Source organism: Polaribacter sp. AHE13PA (assembly GCF_019278505.1).
GTDB lineage: Bacteria > Bacteroidota > Bacteroidia > Flavobacteriales > Flavobacteriaceae > Polaribacter.
The window spans coordinates 1,151,541-1,168,272 of the sequence record NZ_CP058985.1; the positions used below are offsets into that span (position 1 = coordinate 1,151,541).

At 30.8% G+C, this 16,732-nt stretch carries 13 protein-coding genes and 1 pseudogene; 5 read left to right on the forward strand and 9 right to left on the reverse strand.

All coding sequences use genetic code 11. The features are described 5' to 3' along the window. The first annotated feature begins 16 nt into the window (after positions 1–16). The 5 genes and pseudogenes from H0I28_RS04990 (at position 17) to H0I28_RS05010 (ending at position 4,597) form a co-directional block, all read left to right on the forward strand. Entirely contained in the window at positions 17–580 is a 564-nt protein-coding gene (locus H0I28_RS04990; protein WP_218760777.1) for a Crp/Fnr family transcriptional regulator, read from the forward strand. An 18-nt stretch (positions 581–598) separates the two neighbouring features. After that, positions 599–985 (forward strand): annotated as a pseudogene (locus tag H0I28_RS04995) (NAD(P)H-dependent oxidoreductase); the annotation flags it as partial. 320 nt (positions 986–1,305) lie between these two features. Next, entirely contained in the window at positions 1,306–2,112 is an 807-nt protein-coding gene (gene blaOXA / locus H0I28_RS05000) for a class D beta-lactamase (RefSeq protein WP_218760779.1), read from the forward strand. 214 nt (positions 2,113–2,326) lie between these two features. After that, positions 2,327–3,028: a hypothetical protein gene (locus tag H0I28_RS05005; protein WP_218760781.1), complete on the forward strand. Its 702-nt coding sequence runs from the start codon at positions 2,327–2,329 to the stop codon at positions 3,026–3,028. Positions 3,029–3,418: 390 nt separating this feature from the next. Next, on the forward strand, positions 3,419–4,597 hold the full coding sequence (locus tag H0I28_RS05010; RefSeq protein WP_218760783.1) for an MFS transporter: 1,179 nt from the start codon (positions 3,419–3,421) through the stop codon (positions 4,595–4,597). Between the two features lie 72 nt (positions 4,598–4,669). Here the strand turns inward: H0I28_RS05010 and H0I28_RS05015 are convergent, their stop codons facing one another. The 9 genes from H0I28_RS05015 to H0I28_RS05055 form a co-directional block, all read right to left on the reverse strand. Beyond that, positions 4,670–5,890, reverse strand: coding sequence for an ABC transporter permease (locus H0I28_RS05015; RefSeq protein ID WP_218760785.1), 1,221 nt, complete (start codon positions 5,888–5,890; stop codon positions 4,670–4,672). A gap of 2 nt (positions 5,891–5,892) precedes the next feature. Next, a complete protein-coding gene (locus tag H0I28_RS05020) occupies positions 5,893–6,636 on the reverse strand; it encodes an ABC transporter ATP-binding protein (RefSeq protein WP_218760786.1) in 744 nt (247 codons plus the stop codon). A 6-nt stretch (positions 6,637–6,642) separates the two neighbouring features. Beyond that, complete coding sequence (locus tag H0I28_RS05025; RefSeq protein ID WP_218760787.1) at positions 6,643–7,848, reverse strand: efflux RND transporter periplasmic adaptor subunit; 1,206 nt, start codon at positions 7,846–7,848, stop codon at positions 6,643–6,645. 11 nt (positions 7,849–7,859) lie between these two features. Further along, positions 7,860–9,191 carry a TolC family protein gene (locus H0I28_RS05030; protein WP_218760788.1) on the reverse strand — a complete coding sequence of 444 codons (1,332 nt, stop codon included), beginning with the start codon at positions 9,189–9,191 and terminating at the stop codon, positions 7,860–7,862. Positions 9,192–10,048: 857 nt separating this feature from the next. After that, positions 10,049–10,834: a patatin-like phospholipase family protein gene (locus H0I28_RS05035; protein ID WP_218760789.1), complete on the reverse strand. Its 786-nt coding sequence runs from the start codon at positions 10,832–10,834 to the stop codon at positions 10,049–10,051. 236 nt (positions 10,835–11,070) lie between these two features. After that, entirely contained in the window at positions 11,071–12,078 is a 1,008-nt protein-coding gene (locus H0I28_RS05040) for an LLM class flavin-dependent oxidoreductase (RefSeq protein WP_218760790.1), read from the reverse strand. A gap of 288 nt (positions 12,079–12,366) precedes the next feature. Continuing rightward, positions 12,367–14,055, reverse strand: a complete 1,689-nt coding sequence (gene ggt, locus H0I28_RS05045; RefSeq protein ID WP_218760791.1) for a gamma-glutamyltransferase — start codon at positions 14,053–14,055, stop codon at positions 12,367–12,369. 25 nt (positions 14,056–14,080) lie between these two features. Beyond that, the gene (locus H0I28_RS05050; protein ID WP_218760792.1) at positions 14,081–15,403 is read right to left on the reverse strand and encodes a M14 family metallopeptidase; all 1,323 of its coding nucleotides are present in this window, start codon (positions 15,401–15,403) and stop codon (positions 14,081–14,083) included. A gap of 8 nt (positions 15,404–15,411) precedes the next feature. Beyond that, a complete protein-coding gene (locus H0I28_RS05055; RefSeq protein ID WP_218760794.1) occupies positions 15,412–16,725 on the reverse strand; it encodes an amidohydrolase family protein in 1,314 nt (437 codons plus the stop codon). Between the last annotated feature and the right edge of the window lie 7 nt (positions 16,726–16,732).

Genomic DNA, 16,732 nt, shown 5'->3' on the forward strand with positions numbered 1-16,732 from the left:
TGACAACAATAAAAAAATGAGAAATTACCTACGAAAATTTAATATGCTAACCGAACATGAAATCGACCTATTTGAAAGTAAGGTTCAGAATATTAAATTGAAAAAGGGTGATTTTTTTATCAAAGAAAATCGAGTCTCTAAAGAAGTCGCATTTGTCGTTTCTGGATTGTTTAGGTCATTCTATTATTCTTCTTCTGAAAAGGAAGTTACCTATTGTTTTACCTTTTCAAATTCATTTGTTAGCGCCTACTCTTCTTTTTTATCTCAAACCAAAACTATTGAAAATATTCAAGCCCTCACAGATATAGAACTACTAACGATATCTAGAGAAGATATTTTAATATTGGAGAAATCAAGTACAAATTGGTTGAAATTTTTCAAATTAATTACTGAACAAGAATACATTAAAATGGAAAAGAGAGTTTTGTTGTTGCAAAAAGAATCAGCTGAAAAAAATTATACAGATTTACTTATAAATCACCCAGAATATTTACAATCCATTCCTTTAAATTTTCTGGCTTCATATCTAGGTATCACCCAAAGACATTTAAGTAGAATAAGAAAAACAATTACGAATTAGACGGAACCGGATCTATCTGTAGCAATAGAAAAGATTAAAAAAGCAGACCATATTGTTTGGATATTTCCTATGTGGTGGTATGGTTACCCAGCTATAATGAAAGGATTTATTGATAGAATCTTTTTACCAGGAATTACATATCAACCAATTGAAGGGAAATCATTACCTGAAAAACTTTTGAAAGGAAAATCTGCAAGATTAATAATTACGGCAGATACCCCAAAATGGTATGATTTCCTGATTATGAAAAGTCCAGCTATTAACCAATTCAAAAATGGAACATTAAAATTTTGCGGAGTAAACCCTGTAAGAATAACTTATATTGCTTCAATAAAAAAATCCTCTTCAAACTTTAGAACAAGTTGGTTGAAAAAAGTGACATTTTTAGGAGAGAGGTTGAAATAAGTACTGAATTAAAAAGCAACTCTTTTATACATTATTATTACAGGCTCATAATACTATTCGTTAGTATTATGAGCTTTTATTTTTTATTTAATTACTATTTATTTTGATAAAACAGAAACGTAGGATTCGTAATATGGTAAGCCTTATTTTGCAATAGCAAAACGTTGTTTTTTTCAATTTATTTGAAACTGATATCAAAACTAATTTCTTACCATTACCTACTTGCAAAAGTCTTCGAGGTCATTCTTTGTCGGTAATTATTTACTATATTAGTTTCTTAAAACACGCAACAAAACACATACAAAAACATCCGTAACCATATGAAAATAAAAATATTAAATATTATTTTAATAGTAAGTATTTTAGTTTCTTGTAATGAAAAAGCTAAAACAAAAGAAATACTTAAACCTGAATTTCAATCAATTATTGATTCAAGTAATGTAGATGGATCTATTCTAATTTATAATCTACATAAAGATTTATTTTATTCTAATAACTTTGATTGGGCTAAAACGGGACGATTACCCGCATCTACATTTAAAATTCCGAATTCTATAATTGCTTTAGAAACTAAAGTTGTAGAAAATGATAGTACATTATTCAAATGGAATGGAGAAAAAAGAGCTTATAAAATCTGGGAACAAGATTTAATATTAAGAAATGCTTTTCAATATTCTTGTGTTCCGTGTTATCAAGAAATTGCTAATAAAATTGGAGAAAAAAGAATGAATAAATATCTTAAAAAATTACAATTTGGAGATATGAATGTTACCTCTAAAAATTTAGATATCTTTTGGTTAGAAGGAAAATCAAGAATTAATCAATTTCAACAAATAGATTTTTTAAAACGTATTGTTAATTCAGAATTGAAAATTTCTAAAAGAACTGAAGAAATCCTAAAAAGAATATCTTTTATTGAAGAAAACGAAAGATATAAATTATATGGAAAAACAGGTTTATCAGTTAGAAATGGAAATTATAATGGTTGGTTTGTAGGGTATCGTAAATCGAAAAATAACACGTATTTTTTTGCTATTAATATTGAACCTAATGAAAATACGAATAAAGAATTATTTCCAACATTAAGAAAAGAAATCACTCTTAAAGCTTTAGAATTTATGAAATAAATACAGTTATTAATATCTGTATAATTAATAGGTTTTGCTCACTTACAAAATTCCTTGCAGATGTTCTATTCTGTTTTTATTTACTAAATTAGTTACTTAAACATGCCAATAATCATACACAAAAACCGTTGGGAACAATTAAAACCAAATGAACAGACTACTGATATTATTTTTTTCTTTATCCATAATTGGTTGCAGTAAACAAAAGAAGTTTTTGGACAACGGATTGATCAAAAGTGTGGAAGAAATAACCGAATACACGATTCGAATTCAAGAAGATTCCTTAAAAAACGAAATTCAAGACACTCTTTTAATTGCGATAAAAAGATATAGAGATGATGACCAAATTGCTCTTCAAACTCGAAGAACTTTGTTTGACAATGAACAAATGGAAATTGATTATGTCTATGACTCTTCCGACAGATTAAAGCAAGAAATTGTAAAAATGTTAACAGACAGTATGCCTATCAAAGTAAACTATTCATACAAAAACTTTTTGCTTTTTCAGTCAAGCGGAATTATGGACAATGCAACTGAAAGGTTTGAGCAAATAGAAAATTATTATTACAGAAATAACAAAACCAAAGAAAAATCGATAATGCGACAAATATTTATTGATAAAGAAACTAATGACACGATTCGAAATTCAACGGTGATTACTTACTTCAATACTAATAAAAAAATTGACAGTATTTTATCTATCAATCTTCGTAGACAAGGACAGAATCGAAAATCAGTTTACGAATCTGATCGAAAGAATTTTATAGGACTTAAGGAATATAATGAAAAAGATTCTTTGCTGTCAAATCAGAAATTTGAGTATAAAATAGATCAATTTGACAATTGGACTGAAAAAAAGATAATTGAAAATGGAACTTTGAAAACAATGATAATCCGAGAAATAAATTACAAATAACCATACCCAACAAAGAACTGAGCTAAAAAACAAATCTTTTCTTCAAAGGTATTCACAATTATATTACTTGAACGAAAAGAATATATGGTAAAATTAAATAATTCCTTAAAAATACTATTGCTCATACCCATAATAATTAATTATCCACTATTTCTGTAAATACTATCAAATTTTCCATTCGGTTTTTGTAGTTAATTTAATTACTTTAAACACATTGGCAAAAATTAGAAAACGATTACAAAAGTCGTACATGCTTTAGGAGTACAATTCCTTAATTAAAAAATAAAGAAAACTAAAATTAGATAAATTAATTAAGCCTTTAATTACTTATACTTTTTATAGTTTTATACCTTTGATGCATTGTTTAAAGGCATTATTAAGATTTAAAATATGAGTAAAAATTTATCCAATTCCGTATTATACTTAATGAGTATATCTGCTGGACTTGTTGTTGCAAACCTTTATTACAACCAACCTCTTTTACACCAAATGGTTGTAGAATTGGGGGTTAGTGAATCTGCCGTAAGTAATGTGCCTTTAGCAACACAATTAGGGTATGCTTTTGGATTGTTATTTATTGTGCCTTTGGGGGATAAAGTTTCTAACAAAAAAATATTACAGTTCGATTTTGCTTTAATGATACTTTCATTGATTGCGGCTTCATTATCAAGCACATTATATCTATTGATTATAAGTAGTTTTTTTATTGGTTTTTCATCAGCAATACCTCAATTATTTGTACCGATGGTTGCACAATTATCGGATGATAAAGGCAGAGGACGTGCCATTGGTATTGTAATGAGCGGACTACTTATTGGTATTTTAGGAAGCCGTGTTATAAGTGGTGTTGTAGGCAAATGGTACGGATGGCGCTTTATGTTTACTGCCGCAACAGTACTCATGGTATTGTTGTTTATTTTACTTCAATATAAACTACCAAAAATTAAACCTAGTTATAAAGGAAGTTACGGAAGTTTATTAAAATCTATAGGACATTATTTTAAAACAGAACCCTCATTAAGATTGGCTGCATTACGTGGCGGACTTGGTTTTGCAGGATTGAGTATTTTTTGGACAACCTTTGTTTTTTTAATGGAAGATCATTTTGGTTACGATAGTGATATTGCTGGAGCCTTTGGTGTTTTTGGTATTGTTGGTGCACTTGGAGCAACCGTTGTAGGGAAGATAAGTCATAAATATAAACAAAAACAACTTATTGTCTTTTCTACCATACTATTGATGATTTCTTGGATGATTTTCTTTTTTTCGGGATACTCTTTAATTGGTCTAGCATTAGGGGTAATTATTGTAGATTTAGGTTTGCAAGTTTTACACATTACCAATCAGGTTAGTATATTTTCTAAGAATCCAGAAGCTAGAAACCGTGTGAATACAGTTTATATGGTCGGCTTTTTTATAGGTGGTGCTTTCGGTACTTTTTTAGGAGCTTTTGCTTGGGAACATTTTGGTTGGCAAGGTGTTTCTACTTTAGGTTTCCTTATAGCAATCGCTATTTTAATGGTTCAATTTATTTATGACCCAAAGACTTCAATTATAAAAAAAGACTAACTGTTTTAAACAATTAGTCTTTTAAAATATACTTAAATAGCTGTTATATTTTAATTATTAAATGTAATGCTATTACTCGTAACGAAGCGCTGTTATAGGATCTAATGCTGATGCTTTTCTTGCAGGATACCATCCGAAGAAAATACCTGTTACAGCACAAACTACAAAAGAAATAATAATAGAATATAACGCCACACTGGTAGGCCAATTTAAGAATTTCTCTATAAATACCGTGGCTGCAAGTCCCAATAAAACACCTAATAATCCACCGGTAATACTTATTAAAATAGCTTCTATTAAAAACTGCATTAAAATGTCTGCTCCCTTTGCTCCTACTGCCATTCGTAAACCAATTTCTTTGGTACGTTCTTTTACAGACACATACATAATATTCATAATACCAATACCACCAATTAATAATGAAATACCTGCTACTGCTACTAAAAGTAGCGTTAACATTTCACTGGTAGAACTAAAAGTAGAAATTAATTCTTCCATAGAACGTACATTAAAATCGTCTTCATCAGTTTCTCTTAGTTCGTGTTGGGTTCTTAAAATTTCTGAAACTTGCGTTACAGCTTCTGGTGCTTCATCTTCACTTATTGCAGATGCCATAATAGATTCTAAATGAGTTATAGCTAAAATCCTTTTTTGAACTGTTGTGTAAGGTGCTATTACAACATCATCTTGATCTTGACCAAACGTATTTTCTCCTTTTTCTTCTAAAACACCAATAACTTTAAAAGGAATATTGTTAAAACGAATCATTTTCCCTACAGGTTCTGCTCCATCAGGAAAAACATTATCTACCACAGTTTGTCCTATTAAAGCAACTTTTGCAGCTGTTTTTACTTCGGTATCTGTAAACATACTTCCGCTTTGTAAATCGACTACTTTAATTTTTAAATAATCTGGGTTTACACCATAAATAGTACTTGGCCAGTTATTAGCCCCACTAATAACTTGTCCACCTCCATTAACTAATGGTGATATATACGTTAGTAAGTTTGCTTGTTCTTTAATGGCAAAATAATCACTTAACTTTAATGTTTCCATAGCACTTCGTGCTTGCTTAACACCTCCTCTTACATCAGACCCTGGTCTTATAGTAATCATATTAGAACCCATGGCAGAAATAGAAGTTCTAATACTTTCTTTAGATCCTTCACCAATTGCCAACATGGTAATTACTGAAGCCACACCAATGATAATACCTAACATGGTTAATAAGGTTCTTGTTTTATTAAGAACGATGGCTTTAAATGCTATTTTTATTAAGTTTAATAGTCTCATAATTAATCGTCTTGTTTAGGTAATTTGGCTAATTCTATCGCTGCGGATAGAATTTTTTCATTTTGATAATCTTTAATAACATTACCGTCTTTTAACACAATTGTTCTGTTACTAAATGTAGCTATATCTGGCTCGTGCGTTACAAAAGTAATGGTGATGCCTTTTTTATTCAATTCTTGAAATAATGCCATAATTTCGTAAGACGTTCTAGTATCTAAGTTTCCTGTAGCTTCATCTGCAAGAATCATTACCGGATTGTTTACCAAAGATCTTGCAATGGCAACACGCTGTTGTTGTCCTCCAGAAAGTTGCGATGGCGTGTGATCCATTCTATCTCCTAAGCCTACCATTTCTAATGCTTTTATAGCACGTTCTCTTCGTTCTTCTGTAGAAACCTTACTGTTGTACAATAGCGGTAATTCTACATTTTCTATGGCTGATGTTCTTGCTAATAAATTATACGATTGAAAAATGAATCCTATTTTTTCGTTTCTTATGGTTGCCAATTCATTTCTACTTAAATCTTTTACAGAAACACCATCAATTTCATACACACCAGAAGTTGGCTGGTCTAAACATCCTAAGATATTTAAAAGTGTACTTTTACCAGAACCACTAGAGCCCATAATAGTAACAAACTCTCCTTCTTTTATATCAAATGAAATACCTCTAAGTGCATGCACCGTTTCGGTTCCCATGGTAAACTCTCGTTTTAAATCTGCTATTTTAATTATTTCTTTACTCATGGCTTTTTATTTTTTTTTGCCTCCTGGACGTTGTGGCATAAACGGACTTTCATTAGAGTTAGCTCCTGATCCTGCTGATGCTTTCGTAGTTTCTTTTAAACTATACACTAATTTATCATCCTTAGAAACACCACTTAATATCTGAACATTTACACCATCACTTGCACCTAAGGTTACTACTTTTGGAGTAATACTTCTGTCTTTATTCAATACCCAAAGCGTCGTTTCATTCTTTGTAGGAAAATTGGTTGCTTCCAGTATGTTATGATGTGCATTATAGGTTGATAAAATTGCTGCTAATGGACTAAAATTAATCGCTTTTGCTTCTGCTGTTAACACATTTTTCAACTCTAAGGTAAATATTGAAATGGTTGCTGTTAATCCTGGTTTTAATTTTAAGTCTTCATTATCTGCTTTAACCACAACTGTATAAGTCACTACATTTGAGGTTACTGTAGGATCCAAACGTACTTGCGTTACAACACCATTAAAAGTTTCGCCTATATAAGCATCTACAGTAAAGTCTACTCTTTGTCCTTCTTTAACCTGACCTATATCTGCTTCATCTACATCTGCTTCTACTTGCATTTCTTTTAAATCTTGCGCAATGGTAAACAAGGTTGGTGTGCTTAAACTAGCTGCAACTGTTTGTCCTTCATCAATAGCTCTCGATAATACAACTCCGTTTATTGGCGAATAAATATTGGCATACCCTAAGTTTGTTCTTGCGGATTGTAAGTCTGAATAACGTTGAGTTACCGTTCCTTTTGCGGTTTCGTAATTATAGGTTGCCTCATCAAAATCTGCTCTACTAATTACTTGATTGTCAAACAAATATTTTTGTCTATCGTAAATTGTTTTCATGTAATTTCTTTGACTTACCGCATTGTCATAACTTGCTTGCGTTTGCGAAAGAGACGATTTTAAATTGGTTTTATCCAACTCTGCAATTAGCTGACCTTCTTTTACGATGCTGTTATAATCTACATATATTTTTTCTACAACTCCAGATACTTGTGTCCCTACTTCTACTTGCGTAATTGGTTCTATGGTTCCGGTTGCAGTAACCATAGTAGTTACATTTGCTTTTTTAGCCAACACTGTTTTTGCTTCTATAATGATAGCATCATCGTTATTTACAAAAGAGTATCCTACAATAGCCAATACAACGACTACAATGCTGATAATGATGATATTTTTATTTTTTTTCATGATTTTATTAATTAAAGTTTGATATCGTTTCCTTGATAAAATTGTAATAATTGATGGTATAAAATATTTAAGTATTTAGATTGCAAATAGTTTTGTTGTGCATTGGTAAACGTATTTTGACTAATCACTAAATCTGTAGTACTTAAAGCCCCTAATTCGTACTTTTTTTGAGCTAGTTTATAAGATTGCTCTGCAGCTGTTTTAGAAGCTTCTGCTGCAATAACTTGCTCTTGTGCAGACAATGCGTTTTGATACGCTGTTTCTACTTTTTTATACACTTCTTTTTCTGTAGATAACTTTTGTATTTCTGCTTTTTCTATGTTGATGCTTGCCGTTTGTACCGCCGATTTTGTTTGATTTCTATTAAAAATTGGAATCGTTAAAGTCAACCCTAATTTCTGATTGAAATTCACATCAAACTGATCTGAAAATGTATTATCGTTAATACTTGTATATCCAGAACCTAAACTTCCTGATAAAGCCAGTGTTGGTAAAAATCCTCCTTTTGCAATGTCTAGTTGTTTTTTATTGGCTTCTATATTTAAGTTACTAGATTGTATTTCTGGTAAAATCCCCAATGCTTTTTCATACACATCCGCTTTGTTTAATTCTATATTTACCAAATCCATATTTTCATTAATGGTTTCAATTTCCAACTCTTGAATTGGAGATAATTCTAGTAATTGTTTTAAGGCAATAATATATTGTTGATAATTATTCTTAGCAGTAATTACATTGTATTTGTTAGTTGCTGCCTGACTCTGAGCTTCGGTATAATCGCTTAAGGCAATGGTTCCTGCATCTAAACGCGACTTTGCTCTTACTACTTCTGTTTCTGAAGCTAACAAGTTATTTTTTGCTATTTCAATACTTTCTTTGCTATAAAGCGTTTGTAAATAGATTTCTAAAATATTTAAAATAATGTTATTTTGTGTTACTTCTTCTTCAAATACACTTTGGCTAAATAATATCTTATTTTGTGCTATTTGGTTGGTAATCTGATTTCCTTGAAACAACGTCATAGAAGTATTGATACCTACGTTTGTACTGTGTATCTGGTCTGTAACAAAATCACTAGTAATAGGGTCTATTGTATTTCCACTAGAAAAATTTTGAGAAGCGCTTGCAAATAAATTTGGTAATCGAGACGATTTTGCTTTGTTATAATCTACTTCGGCAATGTTTTTAGTAAGTGCTGCATCTTTAATTGTAATATTGTTTTCTAAAGCATATTCGATGCAATCTTGCAAAGACCATACTTTTGATGCGGAATTTGTAGTTACATCTTGCGCAAAAGAAAACTGCACAAATAGTAAGCTTGCTATGAGTATATATAATTTCATTTTATCAGTGTTTTAAATTAACACTTCAAAGGTGAAACTATATACTATCTTATAAGAATGTAATATACGTTTGCAGGAATTGACTATACGAAAACCTTTTTTTTATGGATGGGAATTTTATGATATGTTTCATGAAGAAGACCTATTTATAATAAAAAGGATTCTTTATTAATATGAGATTTAAACCGACTTCAAGTTTTTAAGATCTAAAAGGTCTTTTTAAGTTACAATTAAATTGACTGTGAGTAACGGGAATTTAGCTAGAAGAATTAAAAAGTAAAACTTTAATAACTCTTTTAAAAACTATTTTCATTGTTCTTTTCCATTGATGAAAAGAACCAAAAATCTAGACTTCTGATAATTTTATTGAATTCTACAAGATTTTACACTATCGTATCCAGACCGCAAAAGCTCTTTGGACACTTGCCGCTCCATATCTTTTGAATTACTACTAAAATTATAATATGTCGAGGTTAGATTGTGATTTATATTTTTCAATCGTATTTCATTTTATGTCTCAGAAACATTTACACTTTTTAAAGGGAAAGTCTAATAAGGTTTTTTATAAGTCATTGTTAGGCACGAAGCAATCTATAACTGATACTATAGAATAATTGGATTTGTTTATAATGATCTTAAAGTTATACTTTTTAAAATTTATATTCATTGTTCTTTCCCATTGATGAAAAGAACCAAAAATCTAGACTTCTGATAATTTTATTGAATTCTACAAGATATTACACTATCGTGTCCAGACCGCAAAAGCTCTTTGGACACTTGCCGCTCCATATCTTTTGAATTACTACTAAAATTATAATATTTCGGGGTTAGATTGTTGCTAAATAAAAGAGAATAAATTAAAGACCATCTAAATACAATTTCCCAATATTATAAATCTTTTCAGAATCTTTATTATCCAATCCAGAATACTCAGACAACGGAAAACTAACAGTCATTTTTGTGAAATCAAACTTAAAATTTTCTGCAGCATGCGATTTTAAATAAGTAGCATGTGTAATTACTTTAAACGTAGAATTTAATTGTAAGCGCGTTTTTGGAGCAGGTTCTGCGACATAACTTCCTATAATGGGTAATCCTGATTTTAGAAAGGGTTTTATCGGAAAATTATCTAAAATTCCGCCATCGGAATACAAGGTTTTATTAATGATAATAGGTGTAAAAATACCAGGAATCGCACAAGATGCCAATACAGGTTTTAATAATTTACCCTTACTAAAATAACGAGGTTTACCGCTTTGCATATTAGAGGCAGTAATGTAAATTGGAATTTTTAAATCTCTAAATTTATCTTTTATTTTATTTTCTATAATCGATTTGAATAAAAAAGTATCAAAGATTCCTGCTTTTGTCATGCTAAAGAATGAGAACTTAAAAAGACTCGTTCTTTTAAAGATTTCTAAAATTTCTTGCGTAGAAATACCAGAAGCATATAATGACGCAACCAAAGCGCCTCCACTACTCCCAGAAATAGCATTTATTTGCAAGCCTAAATCTTCTATTTTTTCTATCAAAGCCAAATGTGCAGCACATTTAATGCCGCCTCCCGATAACACTAAGTTTATAGGAATGTTTACATTTAGTTTAGAAAGTTGTTCACTGTAATTTATAGGTATTGGAATCATTTATTTAAACTCTAAAATACACGTAAATATACTTTTAAAATGTCTTATAAGCTATTTATTACGACGGCAATCGTTGTTAGATAATTGTCATAAAATTCGAATAACGATTCTATAGACTTAAATCAAAATGTTTGGTTGAGCGGAGTCGAAACCTATGTTAGCAATTCAATAGTTTTCGACTGCGCTCGAACGGAGAATGAGAGATTTGATAATTACTTTGATTCGTTGCTGATTCATTAAGAATTCAACTCTTTCATAATTTCTGCAAACAATTTATAAGAGCGTATTCTATCATCAATACCATATATATTAGTTACGGCAATCAATTCGTCTGCTTGTGTTTGTGCTAAAAACTCCTTTACTTGTGCTTTTACAGTTGCTTTACTTCCTATAAAAGAATATTTTAGCATTTGATGCACTTGTGGATTTTCTAAAATCTCCTTATAATAATCCGTCATTGGCGTTGGTGGTTGCACAAAATCTCTTTTTCCTGTAAACAAACCAAGTATCATTCTAATTAAAGAAGTAGATAAATTGGCTGCTTCTTCATCTGTTTCTGCAATAATAATATTTACACCCGCAATGATATACGGTTTTTCTAAAACATCCGAAGGTTGAAATTCTTCTCTATAAATTGCCAAAGCATTCCATAAATGTGTAGTAGCAAAATGACTAGCAAATGCATACGGCAATCCTTTTTTAGCTGCCAAATGTGCACTGTCTGTGCTAGAACCTAAAACATAAAGTGGCACATCTACTCCTTCTGCAACAGTTGCTCTTACTTTTGCATGCTCGTTTTCTTTAGAAAAATAAGTCTGAATTTTTTCTATCTCTCTAGGAAAATGTTGCGCTGCTTCCATAAAATCCGATCGAATGGCTTGTGCCGTTTCTCTGTCGGTACCGGGAGCTCTCCCTAAACCTAAATCTATTCTATTTGGATACAAAGCACCTAACGTACCAAATTGTTCGGCCACAATTAAAGGCGAATGATTAGGCAACATAACACCACCAGAACCAACACGAATGGTCTTTGTTCCTTCAGCGGCATAACCAATTAAAATACTGGTAGCAATACTACCAATATTAGTAGAATTATGATGTTCTGCTAACCAATAGCGCGTATACCCAAATGTTTCGGCATTTTGTGCCAGTTCTCGTACATTGTTAAAAGTATCTTTTAAAGTATTTCCTTTAGAAACTAAAGCAAGATCTAAAATGGAATATGCGGTATTTTGAGTTTTCATAAGTATTTAAAATCAATAATTATATCAGAAATATAAAGTCGTTTTGAGGGGTACAAAATTACAGAACATGAAATACCTTTATTATAAAAATATCATAAAATAAATAACCTTTTTATCAGAAATAAAAAAGATTAAATTAATACTTGTACTTTTAGTAGCTACAACGCTTTTATACTTTATAATTATTTTTTTTGTGGATAAAACTTACATTTAAATAACTTCTAAAAATTTGCTTAAAAAAAATACCTTAATCATTAAATTCAACAAAGTTTTATGATCGTTTAACAGTTAAAATCCAAAAGCGCTATCATCACCACGTTTATCAGCTCCTCCTTCTAATTCTCCGTTAGATAATACTCTAATAGCATCTACTTTACCAATAATTGGTGTTCTTTTTTCATTAATTATATAGCCTTTAGATTTAAGATTTTCTATTAAATTAGGAGAAAAACCATTAGGTTCAAATATAACCTGGTCTGGTAACCATTGATGATGAAAACGAGGAGCATTAACAGCATCTTGCATGCTTAAATTAAATTCATAAACATTTAAAATTGCCTGTGCTACTGCTGTAATAATTGTAGACCCACCAGGTGTACCAACTACCATATACAACTTACCATCTTTTTCTACGATTGTAGGTGTCATACTACTTAACATTCTTTTTTCAGGAGCAATACTATTGGCTTCAGCACCAATTAACCCAAACATGTTTGGAACTCCTGGTTTAGAGCTAAAATCATCCATTTCATTATTCATAAAAAAACCTAATTCTTCAATATATAACTTTGACCCATAACCTCCATTTAGCGTTGTTGTTGCAGAAATAGCATTTCCTTCATTATCTATAATAGAATAATGAGTGGTTTCCATACTTTCGTAAATTTCTACATTACCATGGCTTACTTCTGAAGATAAAGTAGCTTTGTTAAAAGAAAAACTAGACATTCTACTTTTAAGATAATTATCATTCAATAACATATCATATGGGATTTCAACAAAATCTGGATCTCCTAAATAATAATTTCTATCAGCATAAGCTCTTCTAGAGGCTTCTGTAAATAATTGCACTGTTTTTGCTGAATTATGACCAAATTTAGAGATATCATAAGGTTCCATCATTTTAAAAATTTGATTCATAGTAATACCTCCACTACTTGGTGGACTCATTGAGATAATTCTTAATTCCTTATAATTAAATTGAACAGGTTCTCTCCATTTAGCTTCATATTTACTCATATCTTCTTCTGTAATTAAACCACCATGTTCTTGAATAAATGTGGCTAATTTCTGAGCAACTTTTCCTTTATAAAAACCATCTTTTCCTTCAGTCATAATAATCTCTAAAGTCTTAGCCAGTTCAGGATACTTTATAGTGTCTCCTTCCTTAAATAATTGTCCGAATTTGGTACTTTCTCCATTTACTTCAATAAATCGATTTCGTGTACCTTTTAATCTTTTTGCTTGTTTTTCGGTAACCACAACACCTTTTTTTGCCAAAGCAATAATCGGTTCCATAATTTCATTTAAGGGAAGTTTCCCAAATTTTTCATGCACAGCCATAACACCAGCAACAGTTCCAGGAACTCCAGATGCTGTACCTCCAGTAGTACTCAGTTTAGGAATGACGTTGCCCAAAGAATCTAAATACATATCTTTATGTGCTGCCAATGGTGCTTTTTCTCTATAATCAAGAGCTCCTATTTCACCATTATTTTTTCTGTACACCATAAAACCTCCTCCGCCAAGGTTTCCTGCAAATGGATAAGCTACAGCCAAAGAAAGTTCTGTTGCTACCAGAGCATCAAAAGCATTTCCTCCTTTTTTTATAATCTCGGCGCCAATTTTAGAAGCTTCTTCACGTGCAGAAACAACCATCGCTTTTTCTGTAACCAAACCTGTGGGAGCAATTTCTTGTTCTTGTTTACAATTTGTAAAAATTAGTAAGAATGTAAGTGCATAAAGTATTTTTCTCATAAGTAGTTATTTTTAGTTGTAAATGCTATTTGTTTTTAATGTTCTCTAACATTAGTTTCATGAGTTCGTTAGCGCCTATTACAGCTTTTTCTTTTAGAAAGTCACGAGGCGTATTATCTCCAACTTCAAATACTAAAGCTTCTGCACCATGTTCTATAAAAAAATAATTTCGTGAAACCGTGGTTGGAACCAATTTATCATTCGGACTTATATTAGGGTCGTAACCTTCTATATTTTCCTTTACTTTACTCAACCAATTAGGAACTAAGTTTGGCATATTTCCTTTTAATTTAGGATCTACAGTGTAGTAAATGTCATCCCAAGTAGAATGAAAATCAATCCCGAAATAAAACTTCCCTTTATTTTTGGCTACCAAACCTTCCATAAAATCCTTTACTGCTCGGGTTTCTGGCTGATTAAAATTAGCCCAATCTCTGTTTAAATCGATTCCGCCAGCATTATGTCTCCAAAAACCATTATCTACTCCATCAGGATTCATTAGCGGTACTACATAAGTTGCAAATTTATTTCTAAATTTTTTAGCTAATTTAGAATCTGATGCAATCGTCTCTACAAAAGCTTTCATAGCTAGATACCCTGTAACCTCAGGAGGATGTTGTCTTGAAATAATCATAATCCTATTTTTAGAATCTGTATTACCTAAACTAAGCATATTTAAATCTCGTCCTTCTGTACTTTTTCCAATGGTACTTTTTGTAACGTATTTTTTTTGGGTTAAACTATCTATCCAGCTATTTACTAAAGTTGAATTTTGCAATTCCTGCCCTGCTACCCATAAAGTATCTGGTCCTATATCTAAACGTAATTTAACTTTTAGAGGCAAAGCACTATTACCAAATGTTTTAGTATTACCTGTATTGTATGCTGTATAACGCATAGAATCTAATGCTACCCAACCTATTCCATCTGTACTAAGTTTTGGATAATACCTATGTTTTATCAATTCTTGATACGTTAATATTAGATTTATAGTTTGCTTTTTCTTAGACCAAACCTTAAAAGTATACCAAGGACTAATATTTATTGGTGTATTTTCTGAGGTGATTAAAGCTGTATATGTACTATCGTTATTTTGAGTAATTCCGTTTAATCTTGCTCCTTCAAACTCGTTAGAAAATGTAACATCGTTATCAGAAAATTTAAATTCTCCTTTCCATTGTTTTTGTACGGGTTTAGAATCTGTAGCAACAATATTTATTGGGCCTTGTCCTTTAAATTTTTCTTTCTGAGCGTAACTAACACAGACACTAAATATGAAAAATAACAGTAGTGTTTTCTTCTTCATTAAATTAAAAATAAAGTCGATTTTAATTAGTTTTAAATACATAAAATAAATTATTTTTTTTGATTATATTTTTCTGAATAAACTTTAAAATTCTCTTGATGTGAACCGTCTAAATTCAATTGTTTCCCTCTAATAAATGCTATTGATAAAGAATTAGACTGAATATCAAGTGCATCTCCATTAGAAACAAATAAACTTGCCTCTTTACCAATAGATATGGTTCCAATTTGATCATCAATACCAAGAATTTTAGCAGGATTTAATGTGATTGTCTTAAGTGCTTCTTCTTTCGTTAATCCAAAAGCCGCAGCTGTACCTGCATAAAAAGGCAAGTTCATAGCATTTGATAATGATCCAGAATGATTTAATGCAACTACAATACCTTCTTTCATTAATAAACTTGGCAACTTATAATAAGTATCATAATCTAAGTCTGATGATCTTGGTAAATTATAAGTAGGCGGAAGTATTACAGGAATTTCGTTTTTCTTTAAAAATTGCTTAACTTTTAATGTAGCTTCAGAAGCTTCTAAAGCAATATTTTTAACTCCGAATTTTTGAGCAAACATAATTCCTTCAATAATTTCTTTAGGTTCATTGGCATGAATTACTAATGCTTTTTCACCAAGATATAAACCTTCTAAAGCTTCTAATTTTAAATTGACTCTTTTATCTTTTGATGCTAAATAAGTTTTAGATGCACTAAATAAATTTTCTAGTTTTTGTCTCTGTATTTTATAAGCAGAATTTGGTAACATTTGACGTGTATTTGTCTTTTTATCAACTACCGCTTTAAGAGAAGATGGCCAATGAAGATGTACCGCAGCTTCCTTTTTAAATACAGCATCTTGCCAATTCCAACCATCCATTTCCATTACAGAAGAAGTACCAGATATAACACCACTAGATCTTATAGATTCTACATACAAAATACCATTAAAACGTAAAGTTGGTATATACGTAGAACCTGTATCAAAAGCATATACCGTTTTTAAATTAGGATTAAAATCGCCTTCTTCTAAAACATCATTAGAATGCGGAACGGCACTTATTTCTTGAATACCAATTGTAGAATTTAAAAGTATAAAACCAGGATAAACATGCTGCCCAGAGATGTCTATAACGTTATAAGATTCTTTATCTAAATCCTCTTCTTTCCCTATATAAGTAATCTTACCTTGGTTAAAACCAACTGCAGTATTTTCTAGAACAAGACCATCTCCTGTATGTATCGTTCCGCCTGAAAGTAAAATAGCTTCTTTTTGTGGTTTTGAAACATTCGGCATCCATTGTCCTAACAAATTATTAGAAAATGAAAGGGACATAATTGATATTAATATTGTAAAAATTTTATATGTTTTCATCGTTTTT